Raw genomic sequence first — 14862 nt, forward strand, 5'->3', positions numbered from 1 at the left:
GGTCAGACTGCCTTCGTGTAGTCGGGCTCATAGGAGCAGATGGCGTCCACCTTGGCGGCGGAGGCTGAAGTCTCATCGAAGCGGTAGTCGAGCCATTCGCCCACCAGCTTCTTGGCCAGTTCGAGGCCGATGACGCGCTGGCCCATGGTGAGGACCTGGGCGTTGTTGCTCAGGACCGAACGTTCCACGGAGTAGCCGTCGTGGGCCGTAACCGCACGGACGCCCGGGACCTTATTGGCCGCGATGGCCACCCCCAGGCCGGTACCGCAGATCAGCAGGGCGCGGTCTGCCTCACCGTCTGCCACCTTGCGGGCGGCGTCCACGGCCACGTGCGGGTACGCGGTCGAGTCGTTCGCCCCTACGCCGATGTCGACGACGGACGCCACGCGGCTGTCTGCCTCGAGCAGCGCCCTCAGGGCATTCTTGTACTCGACCCCGGCTTCATCGTTGCCAATGACGATGCGCCACCCTGCTGCCGCGCCCTGTCCGGGATTCTGTCCTGTGTTCTGTCCTGCGCTCATTCTTGTGCTCCATTTCCGGCCGCGGAAGCGGCCAGCCGGGAATCAGTCAGTGGGTTGTCGGCTGTGCCGGATTCGGCATAGCGTGCTATGCGGGAGGCGATGAGGCCGAAGGATACGGCTCCGGGGTCGGGATGCCCCAGGCTCTTCTCCGCCAGGGGCCGGGCACGGCCCTTGAGCGGTCGGAGGGAAGCCGTGGCATCGGCCGCCTCCCGGGCAGCAGCGGCCGCCGCCGCCAGTGCCCCCTTGACCTGCGTGCCGCCGTCGAACGCTGCCCGGAAAGCCTCCTGGTAGGGAAGCAGCGCGTCCACCATGGTTTTGTCGCCAGGTTCAGCCCCGCCCAGTCCGGTGATGGCATCCACGAACGCGGTCACGGCAGCGGCCGCGTCGCCGCCGCGGTACGAGTCCTTGTTGCCGAGCGCGAGCCCGGCCGCAATCACGGCTGATCCCCACAACGCACCGGAGGTGCCGCCGGCACGTTCACTCCAGGCCTCCCCGGCCGACGTCAGCACGCGCTCCACGGAAACTCCGGCAGCCGCTGCTTCAGCCGCGGCCGCCGCTGCCGCGTCCACGCCGCGGCGCATGCCGATGCCGTGGTCGCCGTCGCCCGCGATGGCGTCCAGGTTCCCCAGTTCCTCTTCATGCTCGACGACGACGCCCTGCACCTGGGCGAGCACGGCGGCGGCCAGCCGGCCCAGCTCGGCTGCTGCCGCCGTCGTGTTCTCCGCTTCACCGGCCACGGCGTCTTCCGGTCCGGCCAGCTCACGGCGGGCCCGCGGAGCCAGGTTGCCCTTGCGGAAGGCGGGGGTGTCGGCAGGTGCGGCCCAGTACCGCTCCAGCTCGTCGTCCAGCCAGAGCAGGGTGAGGGAGAGTCCGGACATGTCCAGGCTGGTGACCAGCTCGCCGCACTCGGGCTCCACCACCGTCAGGCCGGCGGCGGTGAGGAGCTTTTCGATCTTCCCGAAAAGCAGGAACAGCTCGTCGTACTTGACCGTGCCCAGGCCGTTGACGATGGCCACCACACGGTTCCCGGCGTCGTCGGGCTTGTCCGCCAGGAGCCTGGAGACCAGCAGTTCGGCGAGTTCGGAGGCGGTGGGCATGGGGTGTTCGGAGATGCCCGGCTCGCCGTGGATGCCGAGGCCCAGCGACATCTGCCCGGCGGGCACGTGGAACAGCGGCGCGTCCGCTCCCGGCAGCGTGCAGCCGTCAAAGGCCACGCCCAGGGAACGGGTGCGGTAGTTGGTCCGGATGGCCAGGCGTTCGACGGCGCCGAGGTCCAGTCCTGCTTCGGCCGCGGCGCCGGCAATTTTGAAGACCGTCAGGTCCCCGGCAATGCCGCGGCGCTTCTCGATCTGGTCCAGCGGAGCGCTGGCGATGTCGTCCGTGACCAGGACGGTGCGGGTTTCGATGCCTTCGGCGTTGAGCCGCAGCTGGGCCTGGCCGAAGTGGAGCACGTCGCCGGCGTAGTTGCCGTAACTCAGCAGCACGCCCCCGCCCGCGTTGGCGGCCTTGGCCACCCGGTAGACCTGGCCGGCTGCCGGGGAAGCGAACATGTTGCCGCAGGCGGAGCCCGTGGCGAGGCCCGGTCCCACGAGGCCTGCGAAGGCCGGGTAGTGGCCGGATCCGCCGCCCACCACCAGGGCCACTTGGCCGGCGGGCACCTCGGTGGAGCGGACCACGCCGCCGTCCACCCGGGCGACGTACCCGCGGTTGGCTGCCACAAAGCCGTCCAGTGCCTCATCCGCGAAATCAGCGGGGTTGTCGAAGATCTGGGTCATGGTTTCCTCATTGAATCCGAGTTGGAGAAGTAAAGCCGGGAGTCTGAATTGGTGCGGCCGCCACCGAATGCATGCCGGCCGCACCAGGCGCCATGGATCAGACGCTGCTGAGTTCCGGGGCGGGCAGCTGCCTCCCCTGCGCCACCCGGCTCTGCCCGAGTGCGTAGCCGTCGGTCTTGGGGAGGACGTGGCGGCGGAGGTAGTCCTGGTTGCTGGCGGTGACGCTCAGTCCGTCGCCGCCGTAGTGCTCGGTGCAAAGGATGCCCTGGAAGCCCACGGACAAGGCGACTTTGAAGGCCTCGCGGTAGTTGATGAGGCCGCTCTCCATGGGTGCCGGCATGGCGACATACATGTCGCGGGCCGTGTCCTCGTCCCGGATGTAGTTCTTCATGTGCCAGTAGTTGGAGTACGGCAGGGTCTTGGCCACCATCTCGCGCCAGTCCTCGATGGGCCGGTGCAGCCGGATGAGGTTGCCGAGGTCCGGGTTGAGGCCGACGTTGGCGAGGCCGATGTCCTGGACCATCTTCACGGAGGAGTCGGCGGTGCCCAGGTACGTGTCCTCGTACATTTCCAGGGACAGCAGGACGCCCACCTCGGCCGCGTGCCGGCCCAGTTCACGGAGGCGCGTCACGGCGTTGTTCCACGCTTCCCTGTTGCCTTCGGGGTCCTTGTAGCCTTCCACCGTCCAGAACCACAGCTGCTTCTGCTGCTCCGCCGTGATGGCCTGGTGGAGTCCAAAGGAGACAACCTCGCAGCCCAGCGCTGCTGCGGCGTCAATGGTGCGGTGGCTGTAGGCCAGGTTTTCTTCCCACCTGCCTTCTTCGATGACGCTGCGGCGGATAGCCGAGATGACCGGTACGCCGATCCCAACAGCGTCCGCGGCCTCCTTGAACTCGGCCAGGCGCCCCTGGCTCAGATCGCCCGGCCGGACCCAGCTGTCCGTGAGGTCGGCATTGGCGAAGCCGGCCTCCTTCACCTCGGACAGGACGCCGGCCCAGACGGAGGCTTCCGCGTCGTTCACGTGGACACCCCGGGCGTCTGTTGCCGGAAACTGCAGCAGTGCTGCAGTGATGGGCCAGTTGTCGGCTGTGTACGCCATGGTGTAGCTCCCTTGCTAGATCCTCTTTCCTATAGGATTTATTATTAACGGGGTGTTGTCAAGGTCACACAAAGGCGGGGGCAACCCAACTAAGTAGCGCCAAGTGTCGTTTTGGCGGTTCAAAACGACACTTGGCGCTACCTAGTTGGGCGGGAGGGCTGGTTCAGCCTGGCGGGGCGTCAGCCATGGCACGCGCACGGACCTGCCGGATGTGCTCGGCCATCGCGGCCTCCGCCGTGCCGGGGTTGCCCGATGCAAGGGCCTTCAGGACAGCCTGGTGTTCGGCGATTGCACTGTCGGCGTCGGTAATTCCCACTCCCCCGAAGAGCCTGAACCGCTGGATCTGGCCGCCGAGGGACGCATAGGCGGCTTCCATGAACTGGTTGCCGGTGTGCCGGGCGATGAGCTGGTGAAAACGCTCGTCCGCTTCCAGGTAGTCCTTGAACTCGGCGAAGGACGGGCCCCTTGGAGCGGCCTTCAGGTCCTCCACCGCGGTTTCCAGTTCGGCCAGGCCCTTCTGGCCGATCCGTTCACAGGCCAGCTTGGCGTTCACGGGTTCGATAGCCAGCCGCGCCTCCATGAGCTCGGCGAAGTCCTCCCTTGTGAAGACCGGAGCCACCCGGTACCCCTTGAGGGCCACCCTCCGGACCATGCCCGTGTGCTCCAGCCTCGCCAGCGCCTCGCGGACAGGCGTGGGCGAAACGTCGAGGTCCCGGGCGGTGCCGTCAATGCTGACCACGGCTCCCGGCGCCAGGCGGCCGTCCATAAGGGACGCCAGGAGTTCCGCGTAGACGTGGTCGGCGAGCACCTGGCGGTTGACAGCGCGGCCGGGCCGGCGGGCCGTCGCCATGTCCTCCGGCCGGGGCCCGTTGTCCTGGGGGGCTTTCTGCATGTTCAGATCCTATAGGGTTCCAACGATCCGGGACCTGCCACCCGGCCGCGGCCCCGCGGGCAGGCTAGGCACCGAAAAGCCCCGTCCAGGCTTGCCGGGACGGGGCTTGTCAGTTTGGCTATGCGAGCAGGGAAGGCTTCAGCTGCTGAAGCCGGCCCAGGAGACCGTTGATGAATTGGGGCGACTCGTCAGTGGAAAGCGTCTTGGCCAACGCCACCGCTTCGCTCACCGCCACGCCGTCCGGAATATCGTCGTTGTACAGGAGTTCCCAAGTGCCGATGCGCAAAATGATGCGGTCCACCGACGGCATCCGCTCAAGGCTCCAGCCCTGGGAGTACGTCTCCAGGAACTCGTCGATGGCGGTTTGCTGGGACAGCACGCCCTCAACGATTTCGATGGTGTACGGGTTGATTACCTGGTCGGTCTTTTCCCGCCGGGAGCGGATCACGTCAAAGGCCGAAACCGAGCGCTGCTCAGCTTCGAAAAGAACGTCCAGTGCCCTGTTACGGGCTTTACCGCGTGCGCTCACTACTCAGTGACCCGGCCCAGGTAGCTGCCGTCGCGGGTGTCTACCTTGACCTTGGTGTTGTTTTCAATGAACAGCGGAACCTGGATCTCGTACCCGGTTTCCAGGGTTGCGGGCTTGGTGCCTGCGGAGGAGCGGTCGCCCTGCAGGCCCGGCTCGGTGTAGGTGATTTCCAGCACGACGCTGGGCGGGAGTTCGATGTACAGCGGGGTGCCCTCGTGAATGGCGATGTTGACCATCTGGTTCTCGAGCATGAAGTTGGTGGCATCGCCTACCGTTGCGCCGGAGACAGTGATCTGGTCGAAGTCCGAGGTGTCCATGAACACGAAGTCGGCGCCGTCCTGGTACAGGTACTGGTAGTCACGGCGGTCAACCGTTGCGGTCTCGATCTTGAGCCCGGCGTTGAACGTCTTGTCCACGACCTTGCCGGACATCACGTTGCGCATCTTGGTGCGCACGAACGCACCGCCCTTGCCTGGCTTGACGTGCTGGAATTCGATGATGTTCCAGAGCTGGCCCTCGAGCTTCAGGACCGTTCCGTTCTTGATGTCGTTAGTGGTTGCCACTGTTTCCTCTGGTCTCTGTCTGGTCGCGTTGTCAGACGTTGTATGCCGGGCAGGCAACCCAAACGGACTGCCGGCGCGTGTTTGTCAAAAATCGGGTGGTTAAAAATTCAAGAACCATTCTACCGGGTTAATCCGGTGCGCTTCCCGGCTGCGGCTTCAGGCGGCTGCCGGAGGGCAGCTGCACCGATCCGCTGCCGGTATCAGCAGGCCAGGTCCAGGACATCCCGGGCACGCTGCAACGCCACGGTGGACGAGTAGATCTGGGCCGCATCGGCGGACTGCGCCACGCGCAGGTCGAGTGCGCGCGCGAACGATTCAACAGCTGCTGACATCTGGCCGGCACTGTACTGGGTCTTTCCCAGGAACTGCCACACGAGGGCCTCCCGCGGCGTCCCCTGCACTTCGGCCAGGAGCTGGCGGAACAGCTCCACGGCACGGTCAAGGCGGTTTGAAACCCGCAGCACCTCAGCCTCGAAGGTCCGCAGCCGGAAGGATTCGGGGTCCTTGAACCGGGCTTCGGCCAGCAGTTCGGCGGCTTCGGAGGCGTGCCCCTCCACCAGGAGAACGAAAATATGGTCTGCCGGATCGCTGGATACCGCCAGCGCCTCCCGGCAGGCGTCCTCGTTCACAATCTCCGGCAGCAGCGATTCCGGGTTGATCCGGATACCCGGAAAACCGGCCTCGGGCCAGTCTGCTGTTCCTTGCATGTCCCCCTGCATCAGGAAGCAATTTCCTGATATGCGGCGAACAGCAGGGAGGTGTCCGGGACGTCAAGGATTCCGGGCTTTGCCACGCCGTCCAAAACAACAAAGCGCAGCAGGTCACCGCGTGACTTCTTGTCGCGCCGCATTCCGTCAAGGAGGGCTTGCCAACGGTCCCGCCGGTAAGTAACCGGGAGGCCGAGGCTCTCAAGGACGGTCCGGTGCCGGTCGGCGTCGGCATCGCTGAGGCGGCCCACGCTGCGGGCGAGCTCGGCAGCGAACATCATGCCAACCGAGACAGCGGCGCCGTGACGCCACGAGTAGCGTTCGACGAGTTCGATGGCATGCCCGAGGGTGTGCCCGTAGTTCAGGATTTCCCGCAAACCGGATTCCTTGAGGTCCTCGGAAACCACCTTGGCCTTAACGGCGATGGCCCGCTCGATCAACTCCCGGAGGACGTCAGACTGCGGATCCACCACAGCGGCCGTGTCCTTTTCCACGAGGTCGAGGATGGCGGGATCGGCGATGAAACCGCACTTGATGACCTCCGCCATGCCGGAAACCATCTCGTTGCGGGGCAGCGAGTTGAGGGTGTCCAGATCGGCCAGCACGCCCGCGGGAGGATGGAATGCGCCCACCAGGTTCTTGCCTTCGGCGGTGTTGATCCCCGTCTTCCCGCCCACGGAGGCGTCCACCATGGCGAGCAGGCTGGTGGGCATGTGGATGACCTTGACGCCGCGCAGCCAGGTGGCTGCAACGAAGCCGGCGACATCCGTGACCGCGCCTCCGCCGACGGCAACGATGGCGTCGGACCGGGTGAAGTCGTTCTGCCCCAGGACCTGCCAGCAGAAGGCGGCCACCTGGATGTGCTTGCCTTCTTCGGCGTCCGGGATTTCCGCGGTCAGGGAGGTGAAACCGGCGGCGGCCAGCTCGTCGCGGACGGTGTCGCCGGTAAGCCGCAAGGCGCGCGGATGGATGACCAGCACGCGCCGTACCCGCTCCCCCAGCAGCCCCGGAAGGTCACCCAGCAGCCCCCGCCCCACGACGACGTCGTAATTCTCGGCGGCGGAACTGCCTGTGACACTGATGACTGTTGATTCGGTGGTCACTTTTCAACTTCCTGTTTGGCAGCTGCGTAGTCCCGCAGTGCTGCTTCGAGCCGCGCGCCCAGCTCGGAAACCGAGCCGTGGCGCACGTCCAGGGTGAGGTCAGCCAGCCGCTCATAGACTGGCTTGCGGGTGGCGAACATTGCGGTCCAGCGGCCCATCGCGTCCCCGGCCAGCAGCGGGCGCCCGGAGTTCCGGGCGATGCGGCCGGCCACTGTTTGCGCGTCGCATTCGAGGTACACCACGGTACAGCGGCTGATCAGCTGCTGAGTGCCGGAGTCCAATACCGCGCCGCCGCCGAGGGAGATCACCGCGACGGTCTGGTCCGCCGCTTCGACGACGTCGGCTACCGTCCGTGCTTCGATCTCACGGAACGCATGTTCACCGCGCCCGGCAAATATATCCGAAATCGATCCATGGCCGGCCACGATCACGGCGTCGGTGTCCACGAACGGGACGCCGAGCTGATGGGCAAGCTGCTGCCCGATGGCCGACTTGCCCACCGCCATGGGCCCGATCAGGACAATGGGCCGGCCTGAGGGTCCGGTTTTGCTGCGGTGGGGCACTTACTGGCCGATCGAGTCCAGGGACGCCGGAATGTTGTCCAGGTAACCCTTGATGTTGCGTGCGGTCTCCGCGACGGAGTCGCCGCCGAACTTTTCGGTGACGGCCTCGGCGAGGACCAGCGCCACCATTGCCTCTGCCACCACACCGGCGGCCGGAACCGCACAGACGTCCGAACGCTGGTGGTGCGCCTTTGCAGGCTCCCCGGTGCTGACGTCGATGGTCTTGAGGGCGCGCGGCACCGTGGCGATGGGCTTCATGGCGGCCCGGACGCGCAGGACGTCTCCGATGCTCATGCCGCCCTCGATGCCGCCGGCACGGTTGCTGGTGCGGACAATGCGGCCGTCAGCATCCCGGACGATTTCGTCATGGGCGGCGGAGCCGCGGCGCGCGGCCGTCAGGAAGCCGTCGCCGACCTCCACGCCCTTGATGGCCTGGATGCCCATCAGTGCGGCGGCAAGGCGGGAATCCAGGCGCCGGTCCCAGTGCACGTAGCTGCCCAGTCCTGGCGGGAGTCCGTAGGCGAGGACTTCCACCACGCCGCCCAGGGTTTCGCCTTCCTTGTGGGCGGCGTCCACCTCGGCGACCATCGCATCGGAGGTTTCGCGGTCGAAGCAGCGGAGCGGGTCGGCGTCCAGCGCAATGACATCCGCGGGCACCGGAAGGGGACGTCCTTCCGGGACTGCGACAGTGGCAATGCTGACTGTGTGGCTGACCAGCTCGATGCCGAGGTGCTTGAGGAATTGTGCCGCAACGGTGCCCATGGCAACGCGGGTGGCGGTCTCGCGCGCGCTTGCCCGCTCCAGGACAGGACGTGCCTCAGCGAAGCCGTACTTCTGCATCCCGGTGAAATCGGCGTGGCCGGGCCGGGGGCGGGTCAGCGGCGCGTTGCGTGCCTGGTCCGCGAGCAGGTCCGGATCCACAGGATCCGCCGACATGATCTGTTCCCACTTGGGCCACTCTGTATTGCCCACCTGGATGGCCACCGGGCCGCCCTGGGTGAGGCCGTGGCGGACGCCGCCGAGGATGGTGACGACGTCCTGCTCGAACTTCATGCGCGCGCCACGGCCATAGCCCAGCCGGCGGCGTGCCAAGGAGTCTGCGATGTGCCCGCTGGTGATTTCCACACCGGCGGGGACGCCTTCAATAATTCCCATCAGAGCCGGACCATGGGATTCACCGGCAGTCAACCAACGCAACATATCTTCCATCCTGCCACGGCGGGCGGTTACAAAGCGCGTCGGGGAAGGCCGACTGAGGCGCACATCACATCTATGACGGCGGCATTGACGTCATCGCCGCGACGGGTAAAAAGGCGTACCTGTTCCACTGCCTGGTACAGCAGCATCTCCAGGCCGGGCACCACGGTGCCGCCGCCTGCCTGCCACACCGAGGCGACCAGGCTGGGCCAGGGATCGTAGGCAACATCCAGCAGCACGCCGGTAGTGGCCGTTTTCAACTCCGCTATTTCGGCCGCCAGCCCGTCCGCGGCCCGCGGTGGCAGGGTGGAGATGACGACGTCGGCGGCGGCCGTTGGGTGCACCGCGTCAGCCAGGCGGCGGATGTCCAGGTCCATGCCCAGGCTTGCGGCGGCGGAGCGGACCTCCCCGGTCCTGGAGGTGTCCCGGACGAAGACCTGGACGTGGCCGGTCCCAAGCTCCTTCAGCGCCGCGATGGCAGAGGCCGCTGTTCCCCCGCCGCCGAGGATGACGGCGGCGGGGGCTGGCCCCGTCCCGGCATGCCGCAGGGCGTTGACGATCCCGGCAACATCGGTGTTCGATCCAACGATCTTCCGGCCGCCGTCGTGGTCCTCGAAGGACACCGTGTTGACCACACCCAGGATCCCGGCAACGCCGCGGACCTCATCCACCTGCCCGAGCATCGCCGTCTTCAAGGGCATCGTGACGGACAGGCCGCGCCAGCCCGGCTGGTCGCGGATCTGCCGCATCAGCGTCGGCAGCAACTGCTCGGTGACGTCAATCGCCGTGTAGCTGATGCCGACGCCCAGCCGGCCGTAGGCAGCAAGATGCAGTGCCGGCGACTTCGAGTGGCTGATCGGGTGGCCCAGGACGGCAGCCCGAAGGCTCATGTGCAGCGTCCGGCGTTCGCCGCGCACCAGGCGTTGTACTGCTCGACGTACCCGTTGTGCTCGGCCAGCGTCCTGGAGAACTTGGTCTCCTTGGTGTCCAGGTTGATGGTGACCCAGTACAGGTAGTCGTTCGTCTTCGGCCTGGCGGCAGCATCAATGGCCGTCTTTCCCGGAGAGCCGATGGGTCCCGGGGGCAGTCCGGGATTCGCATAGGTGTTGTACGGGTTGGACTTGTCCTGGCGCTGTTCGTCCGTGAAGTTGTAGCTCTTGGTGCCCAGGCCGTACGTCACCGCCGAGTCCACCTGCAGGAAACCTCCGGTCTGGTCGTTGGGCTTGAGCCGGTTGTAGATGGCACCTGCCACGTCCCCGTACTCCGCCTGGCCGCCTTCGGCCTGGACAATGCTGGCCACGATCACGGCCTCGTACTGCTTGGCCGGGTCCGTGATGCCCTGCGACACAAGTTCGTCGGTTGTGATCTTAACCAGGGCCTGGAGGATGTCCTTTGCCGGGGTACCAAGGGGGAAACGGTGTTCACCCGGAGCCAGGTAGCCCTCAAGGTTTTTTGCGGTGGCCGGCAGCCCGAACTGGGCCGGCTGGTTGCTGAGCGCCTGCAGGTCCTGGATGGAAATTCCGGAACCTTGCGAAATTGCCTGCAGGGACTCGCCCACGCGCAGGCCGGCACTGAGGGCGAAGTAGATGACCTTGGTTTGGTCCTTGCCCAGCAGGACGTTTACGGCGTCGGAATTCTTCATCTCGTTCTTGAACGTGTAGTCCCCCGGAGCCAGTGTTCCCCCGGATGCGCTGAAGCTCTGGAGGAAGGTGTCCGCATTCGCCACCACGCGTTCGTTTTCCAGCTTCGCAGCGACGGACCGGGTGCCTTCGCCGTTCTCGACGGTCACCACGACTTCGCCCGTCCCCGGGCCCGGGAAGTCGGCGGGCTTGTCGCTGCCAAGCAACGGCTTCAGGAACTGCGCGCCGACTGCCACGGCCGTGACGAAGACGGCAAGGGTAAGGAACAGTGCCAGCATCCGCCTGCGGCGGCGCACCTTCTTGGACGGTTTGGCCACTACCGCTGCCGTCGACGGGGCGGGAAGGAATTCGTGATGGTGCGCGCCGTCGTCGTGCCCCTCGGCGTAGTGGGCGTCACCGTAGTGCTCCTGGTCGTAGTGGCCATCGTGATAGTGATCCGCGTGGTGCGCTGCAGGGTAGGCGGCCCCGTCCGGGAAGTGCGGCTCGTCGTCGTAATGCGTTCCAGTTCCGTGCTGGTGGGCTCCGAAGGCGGGCGCTCCTGAAAAAACGGGTGCCTCGTGGGCCTGAAGCCCGTCATGCCGGCCGGCTTCTTCATAGTTGGCGTCCCCACGGAAGTCTTCGTTGTGATGTGCCTCTTCCCGGGGGATGTCCTGGATGGACGGCGGAGTGAGGGGAGCAGCCGGAACGGGCTGTTCTACCGGTGTTTCCTGCGGTGCCGCTTCCTGGGGTCCAGCTTCGTTCCGCAATGCTTCGTCCTTAGGCAGGGGGTGCGGCTCGGGTGCCACGGGAGGTTCCGAAGGCTGCGGCGGAATGTCGTGGCCGGTCTCGTAGGCCTGCTCGGGCACCGCGTCCTGGCCTCCGGTGTTGAAGGTTTTTTCCCTTGCACGGAGTTCCTTGCGGGTCAGCGGTCGTGCTGCTCCGGCGTCCAGTGGGCTGGAAGCGTCGTCAATGTTGGCAGGGCTCACTGTTGCCTTCCATTATCTGAAGATTGGGCCGTTTCGCCGGGGGCGGCGCGCACAGTGTCATTCTGCCCGCTGCCTCCCAGGTCCACGGAAGGGGGCGGCGGCGTCACGCGTGAGCCGACGTCCGCTCCCCTGGCTTTCTGCATGTCGATGGCGTGCTGAAGGATACCCGCCGCCGCGACCTGATCAACTACTTTACGGTGATTCCTGCTGCTCATGCCAGCTTCATGCAGGTTGCGGTGCGCGGTCACGCTGCTCAACCGTTCGTCCACAAGGTTAACCGGGACGTCCACAGCACGGGCAGCCAGTTCGCCGGCAAGCAGCCGGGCGTAGTCCACGGCCATCTTGGCGGACGCCCTTTCCTCACCCTTGAGGGTGCGGGGCAGCCCCACGATCACCTGCACGGCGCCGAGCTCCTCGACCAGGTTTGCGATGACCCTGACGTCGGAGTTTTTCCTGGCGTTGCGGTCCAGTGTTTTGTAGGGCGTTGCCAGGATCGAGTCGCGGTCGCAGATGGCAACCCCCACCCGGACCGTGCCGACGTCCACCCCCAGTTTGATGCCCTGGGGGTAGGCGCCGGCAGCTGCAGGATTGGTCATGGGTGGTTAGCGCCGCGTAATGGCGTCAACAACCGCCGCCAGTGCCGGGCCGACCTTGCCGGCGTCGGTGCCGCCGCCCTGGGCGACGTCGTCCTTGCCGCCGCCTCCGCCGCCGAGGACACCCGCGGCGAGGCGAACGAGCGCGCCGGCCTTGACCCCGGCCTCCCTGGCGGCTTCATTGGTGGCCACCAGGATCATGGGACGGTCGTTCGCAACGCCGGCAACGGCCACAGTCGCCGCTGCCGAGCCGAGACGGTTGCGCAGGTCCAGCGCCAGGCCGCGAAGATCGTCCGCGCCACTGACCTGGCCGGCATCATGGGCGATGACGCTCACGCCGGCCGCGTCCTTGGCGCTGCTGACCAGCTGTGCGGCCGAGGCGGCCAACTGCTCCTTGCGGAGGCGGTCCAGCTCCTTCTCCGTGGCCTTGAGTTTGGCGAGGGTGGCGGAAATCCGGTCGGCCAGCTGGCCCGAGGGCACTTTGAGGAGCTCGGTCAGCTCGGTCACCAGGGCGCGTTCGGCGGCCAGGTGGCGGAACGCATCCATGCCCACGAAGGCCTCCACGCGGCGGTTTCCCGACCCCACGGACTGCTCGCCCAGCAGCGAAAGGCTGCCGATCAGGGAAGTGTTGGGCACGTGGGTGCCGCCGCACAGCTCGCGGGACCAGGCGCCGTCGATCTCCACCACGCGTACTTCGCTGCCATAGTTTTCACCGAACAGTGCCATGGCGCCCAGGGCCTTGGCCTCCGCCAGTCCCATCACCTTGGTCTCCACCCGGAAATTGTTCCGGATGGCCAGGTTGGAGACTTCCTCGATCTCGGACCGGGTGGCCGTGCTCAGGCCTTCGCCCCAGGCGAAGTCGAAGCGCAGGTAGCCGGCCTTGTTGTAAGAACCGCGCTGCGTGGCTTCGGGGCCGAGGATCTGGTGGAGCGCCGCGTGCACAATGTGCGTGCCGGTGTGTGCCTGCTCGGCGGCGTGCCGGCGTTCACGGTCGACGGCGGCGCGGACCAGCGAGTCGGACCCGATTTCGCCTTCGCGCACGATCGCCTTGTGCACGCTCAGGCCCTTCAGGGGCCGCTGCACGTCAAGGACCTCGACGACGAATCCGTCACCGGTGATGAGGCCCGTGTCTGCGGCCTGGCCGCCTGCTTCCGCGTAGAACGGGGTCTCGGAGAGCACCAGCTCGATCTCGTCACCCGTGGAGGCCTGCTGGACCGGGCGGCCGCCCGTGAGGATGCCGCGGACCCGGGATTCGCCGTCGAGCTCCGTGTAGCCGGTGAAGACCGTCTCGCCCTGGGCCAGGATGTCCTGGAACGCGCTGAGGTCGGCGTGGCCGCCCTTCTTGCCCTTGGCATCCGCCTGGGCGCGCTGGCGCTGTTCCTGCATGAGGCTGCGGAACGCTGCCTCATCCACCTTGAGCCCGGCTTCTTCGGCCATTTCCAGGGTCAGGTCGATGGGGAACCCGTAGGTGTCGTGCAGGGTGAAGGCGTCCTCGCCGGACAGCGGCTTGTTGGCCGCTTTGGACACCTTGACGGCGTCCTCCAGCCGGGCAGTGCCGGAAGCGATGGTGCGCAGGAAGGCCTTCTCCTCCGCGTAGGCGATGCGGCTGATCCGGGCGAAGTCGGTGTCAACCACGGGGTAGACGCCCTTCATGGCGTCGCGGGAGGCCGGCAGGAGCTCAGGCAGGCATGCCTGTTCCACGCCGAGGAGGCGCATGGAGCGGACGGCACGGCGGATGAGCCGGCGCAGGACGTAGCCGCGGCCCTCGTTGGAGGGGGTCACGCCGTCGGAGATGAGCATCAGCGCCGAGCGGACGTGGTCGGCGACCACGCGCATGCGCACGTCGTCCGTGTGGTGCGGGTCGTCGTCGGACTCGGCGGAGGTGTACTCCCTGCCGGAGAGTTCGGCGGCCTTGTCGATGACGGGGCGGACCTGGTCCGTCTCGTACATGTTCTCGACGCCCTGCAGGATCATGGCCAGGCGCTCCATGCCCAGGCCGGTGTCGATGTTGCGCTTGGGCAGCTCGCCCACGACGTCGAAGTCTTCCTTCGAACGCACGTTTTCGATCTGGTACTGCATGAACACGAGGTTCCAGATCTCGATGTAGCGGGTTTCGTCCGCCAGCGGGCCGCCCTCGACGCCGTATGCGGGGCCGCGGTCATAGTAGATTTCGGAGCAGGGGCCGGCAGGGCCGGGCTGCCCGGTGTGCCAGTAGTTGTCCGCCTTGCCCATTTTCTGGATGCGCTCCGCGGGGACGCCGGTGTTCTTCAGCCACAGTTCCCTGGCTTCGTCGTCCTCTTCGTAGACGGTCACCCAGAGGCGTTCCGGCGCAAGCCCGTAGCCGCCGTCGTCAACGCTCGTGGTGAGCAGTTCCCAAGCGAACTTGATGGCATCTTCCTTGAAGTAATCGCCGAAGGAGAAGTTGCCGCACATTTGGAAGAAGGTTCCGTGGCGGGCAGTCTTGCCCACTTCCTCGATATCGCCGGTGCGGATGCATTTCTGCACGCTGACGGCACGCGAGTAGGGTGGTTCCTCCCTGGCCGTCAGGTAGGGAATGAACGGCACCATGCCGGCAACCGTGAACAGCAGCGAGGGGTCGCTGGAAACCAACGATGCGGAGGGAACCGCGGTGTGGCCCTTGCTGACAAAAAAGTCCACCCAGCGCTTTGTGATCTCCTGCGACTTCATGAGCTGTTACGTACCCTTCTTGCTCCG

14 protein-coding genes are annotated in these 14862 nt (G+C 66.4%); all 14 read right to left on the bottom strand.

Annotated elements, in window-relative coordinates; genetic code table 11:
• Window positions 1–2: 2 nt before the first annotated feature.
• Entirely contained in the window at window positions 3–521 is a 519-nt protein-coding gene (locus tag SMD14_RS10680) for a ribose-5-phosphate isomerase (protein WP_157242074.1), read from the bottom strand.
• Window positions 518–2296, bottom strand: coding sequence for a dihydroxyacetone kinase subunit DhaL (gene dhaL / locus SMD14_RS10685; protein ID WP_321213622.1), 1779 nt, complete (start codon window positions 2294–2296; stop codon window positions 518–520). The genes SMD14_RS10680 and dhaL overlap by 4 nt, the downstream gene beginning before the upstream one ends.
• 97 nt (window positions 2297–2393) lie before the next feature.
• The gene (locus tag SMD14_RS10690) at window positions 2394–3395 is read right to left on the bottom strand and encodes a sugar phosphate isomerase/epimerase family protein (protein ID WP_321213623.1); all 1002 of its coding nucleotides are present in this window, start codon (window positions 3393–3395) and stop codon (window positions 2394–2396) included.
• A 163-nt stretch (window positions 3396–3558) separates the two neighbouring features.
• The gene (locus SMD14_RS10695; protein ID WP_157243165.1) at window positions 3559–4245 is read right to left on the bottom strand and encodes a GntR family transcriptional regulator; all 687 of its coding nucleotides are present in this window, start codon (window positions 4243–4245) and stop codon (window positions 3559–3561) included.
• Between the two features lie 160 nt (window positions 4246–4405).
• Complete coding sequence (gene nusB, locus SMD14_RS10700) at window positions 4406–4816, bottom strand: transcription antitermination factor NusB (RefSeq protein ID WP_311217652.1); 411 nt, start codon at window positions 4814–4816, stop codon at window positions 4406–4408.
• The gene (gene efp / locus SMD14_RS10705; protein WP_321213624.1) at window positions 4816–5379 is read right to left on the bottom strand and encodes an elongation factor P; all 564 of its coding nucleotides are present in this window, start codon (window positions 5377–5379) and stop codon (window positions 4816–4818) included. The genes nusB and efp overlap by 1 nt, the downstream gene beginning before the upstream one ends.
• Before the next feature lie 200 nt (window positions 5380–5579).
• Window positions 5580–6098: a tetratricopeptide repeat protein gene (locus SMD14_RS10710; protein ID WP_321213625.1), complete on the bottom strand. Its 519-nt coding sequence runs from the start codon at window positions 6096–6098 to the stop codon at window positions 5580–5582.
• Entirely contained in the window at window positions 6098–7189 is a 1092-nt protein-coding gene (aroB, locus tag SMD14_RS10715; RefSeq protein ID WP_321213626.1) for a 3-dehydroquinate synthase, read from the bottom strand. Before aroB ends, SMD14_RS10710 begins: the two co-directional genes overlap by 1 nt.
• Window positions 7186–7752 carry a shikimate kinase gene (locus SMD14_RS10720; RefSeq protein ID WP_321213627.1) on the bottom strand — a complete coding sequence of 189 codons (567 nt, stop codon included), beginning with the start codon at window positions 7750–7752 and terminating at the stop codon, window positions 7186–7188. The genes aroB and SMD14_RS10720 overlap by 4 nt, the downstream gene beginning before the upstream one ends.
• Complete coding sequence (gene aroC, locus SMD14_RS10725) at window positions 7753–8952, bottom strand: chorismate synthase (protein ID WP_157242070.1); 1200 nt, start codon at window positions 8950–8952, stop codon at window positions 7753–7755. It abuts the gene before it with no gap.
• A gap of 26 nt (window positions 8953–8978) precedes the next feature.
• On the bottom strand, window positions 8979–9839 hold the full coding sequence (locus SMD14_RS10730) for a shikimate dehydrogenase (RefSeq protein ID WP_157242069.1): 861 nt from the start codon (window positions 9837–9839) through the stop codon (window positions 8979–8981).
• Window positions 9836–11554 carry an endolytic transglycosylase MltG gene (gene mltG / locus SMD14_RS10735; protein WP_321213628.1) on the bottom strand — a complete coding sequence of 573 codons (1719 nt, stop codon included), beginning with the start codon at window positions 11552–11554 and terminating at the stop codon, window positions 9836–9838. Before mltG ends, SMD14_RS10730 begins: the two co-directional genes overlap by 4 nt.
• Window positions 11551–12150 (bottom strand): Holliday junction resolvase RuvX, encoded by a 600-nt coding sequence (ruvX, locus tag SMD14_RS10740; RefSeq protein ID WP_321213629.1) that lies wholly within the window; start codon window positions 12148–12150, stop codon window positions 11551–11553. Before ruvX ends, mltG begins: the two co-directional genes overlap by 4 nt.
• A 6-nt stretch (window positions 12151–12156) precedes the next feature.
• Window positions 12157–14835, bottom strand: coding sequence for an alanine--tRNA ligase (alaS, locus tag SMD14_RS10745; protein ID WP_157242067.1), 2679 nt, complete (start codon window positions 14833–14835; stop codon window positions 12157–12159).
• Window positions 14836–14862: the final 27 nt, after the last annotated feature.

Origin of the sequence: Pseudarthrobacter oxydans (genome assembly GCF_034258515.1) — a bacterium.
Lineage (GTDB): Bacteria > Actinomycetota > Actinomycetes > Actinomycetales > Micrococcaceae > Arthrobacter.

Bases quoted from the DNA above. Each gene is read 5' to 3' on its own strand.
- SMD14_RS10680 (WP_157242074.1), bottom strand. From the start codon at position 521: ATGAGCGCAGGACAGAACACAGGACAGAATCCCGGACAGGGCGCGGCA.
- dhaL (WP_321213622.1), bottom strand. From the start codon at position 2,296: ATGACCCAGATCTTCGACAACCCCGCTGATTTCGCGGATGAGGCACTG.
- SMD14_RS10690 (WP_321213623.1), bottom strand. From the start codon at position 3,395: ATGGCGTACACAGCCGACAACTGGCCCATCACTGCAGCACTGCTGCAG.
- SMD14_RS10695 (WP_157243165.1), bottom strand. From the start codon at position 4,245: ATGGCGACGGCCCGCCGGCCCGGCCGCGCTGTCAACCGCCAGGTGCTC.
- SMD14_RS10710 (WP_321213625.1), bottom strand. From the start codon at position 6,098: ATGCAGGGGGACATGCAAGGAACAGCAGACTGGCCCGAGGCCGGTTTT.
- aroC (WP_157242070.1), bottom strand. From the start codon at position 8,952: ATGTTGCGTTGGTTGACTGCCGGTGAATCCCATGGTCCGGCTCTGATG.
- SMD14_RS10730 (WP_157242069.1), bottom strand. From the start codon at position 9,839: ATGAGCCTTCGGGCTGCCGTCCTGGGCCACCCGATCAGCCACTCGAAG.
- ruvX (WP_321213629.1), bottom strand. From the start codon at position 12,150: ATGACCAATCCTGCAGCTGCCGGCGCCTACCCCCAGGGCATCAAACTG.
- alaS (WP_157242067.1), bottom strand. From the start codon at position 14,835: ATGAAGTCGCAGGAGATCACAAAGCGCTGGGTGGACTTTTTTGTCAGC.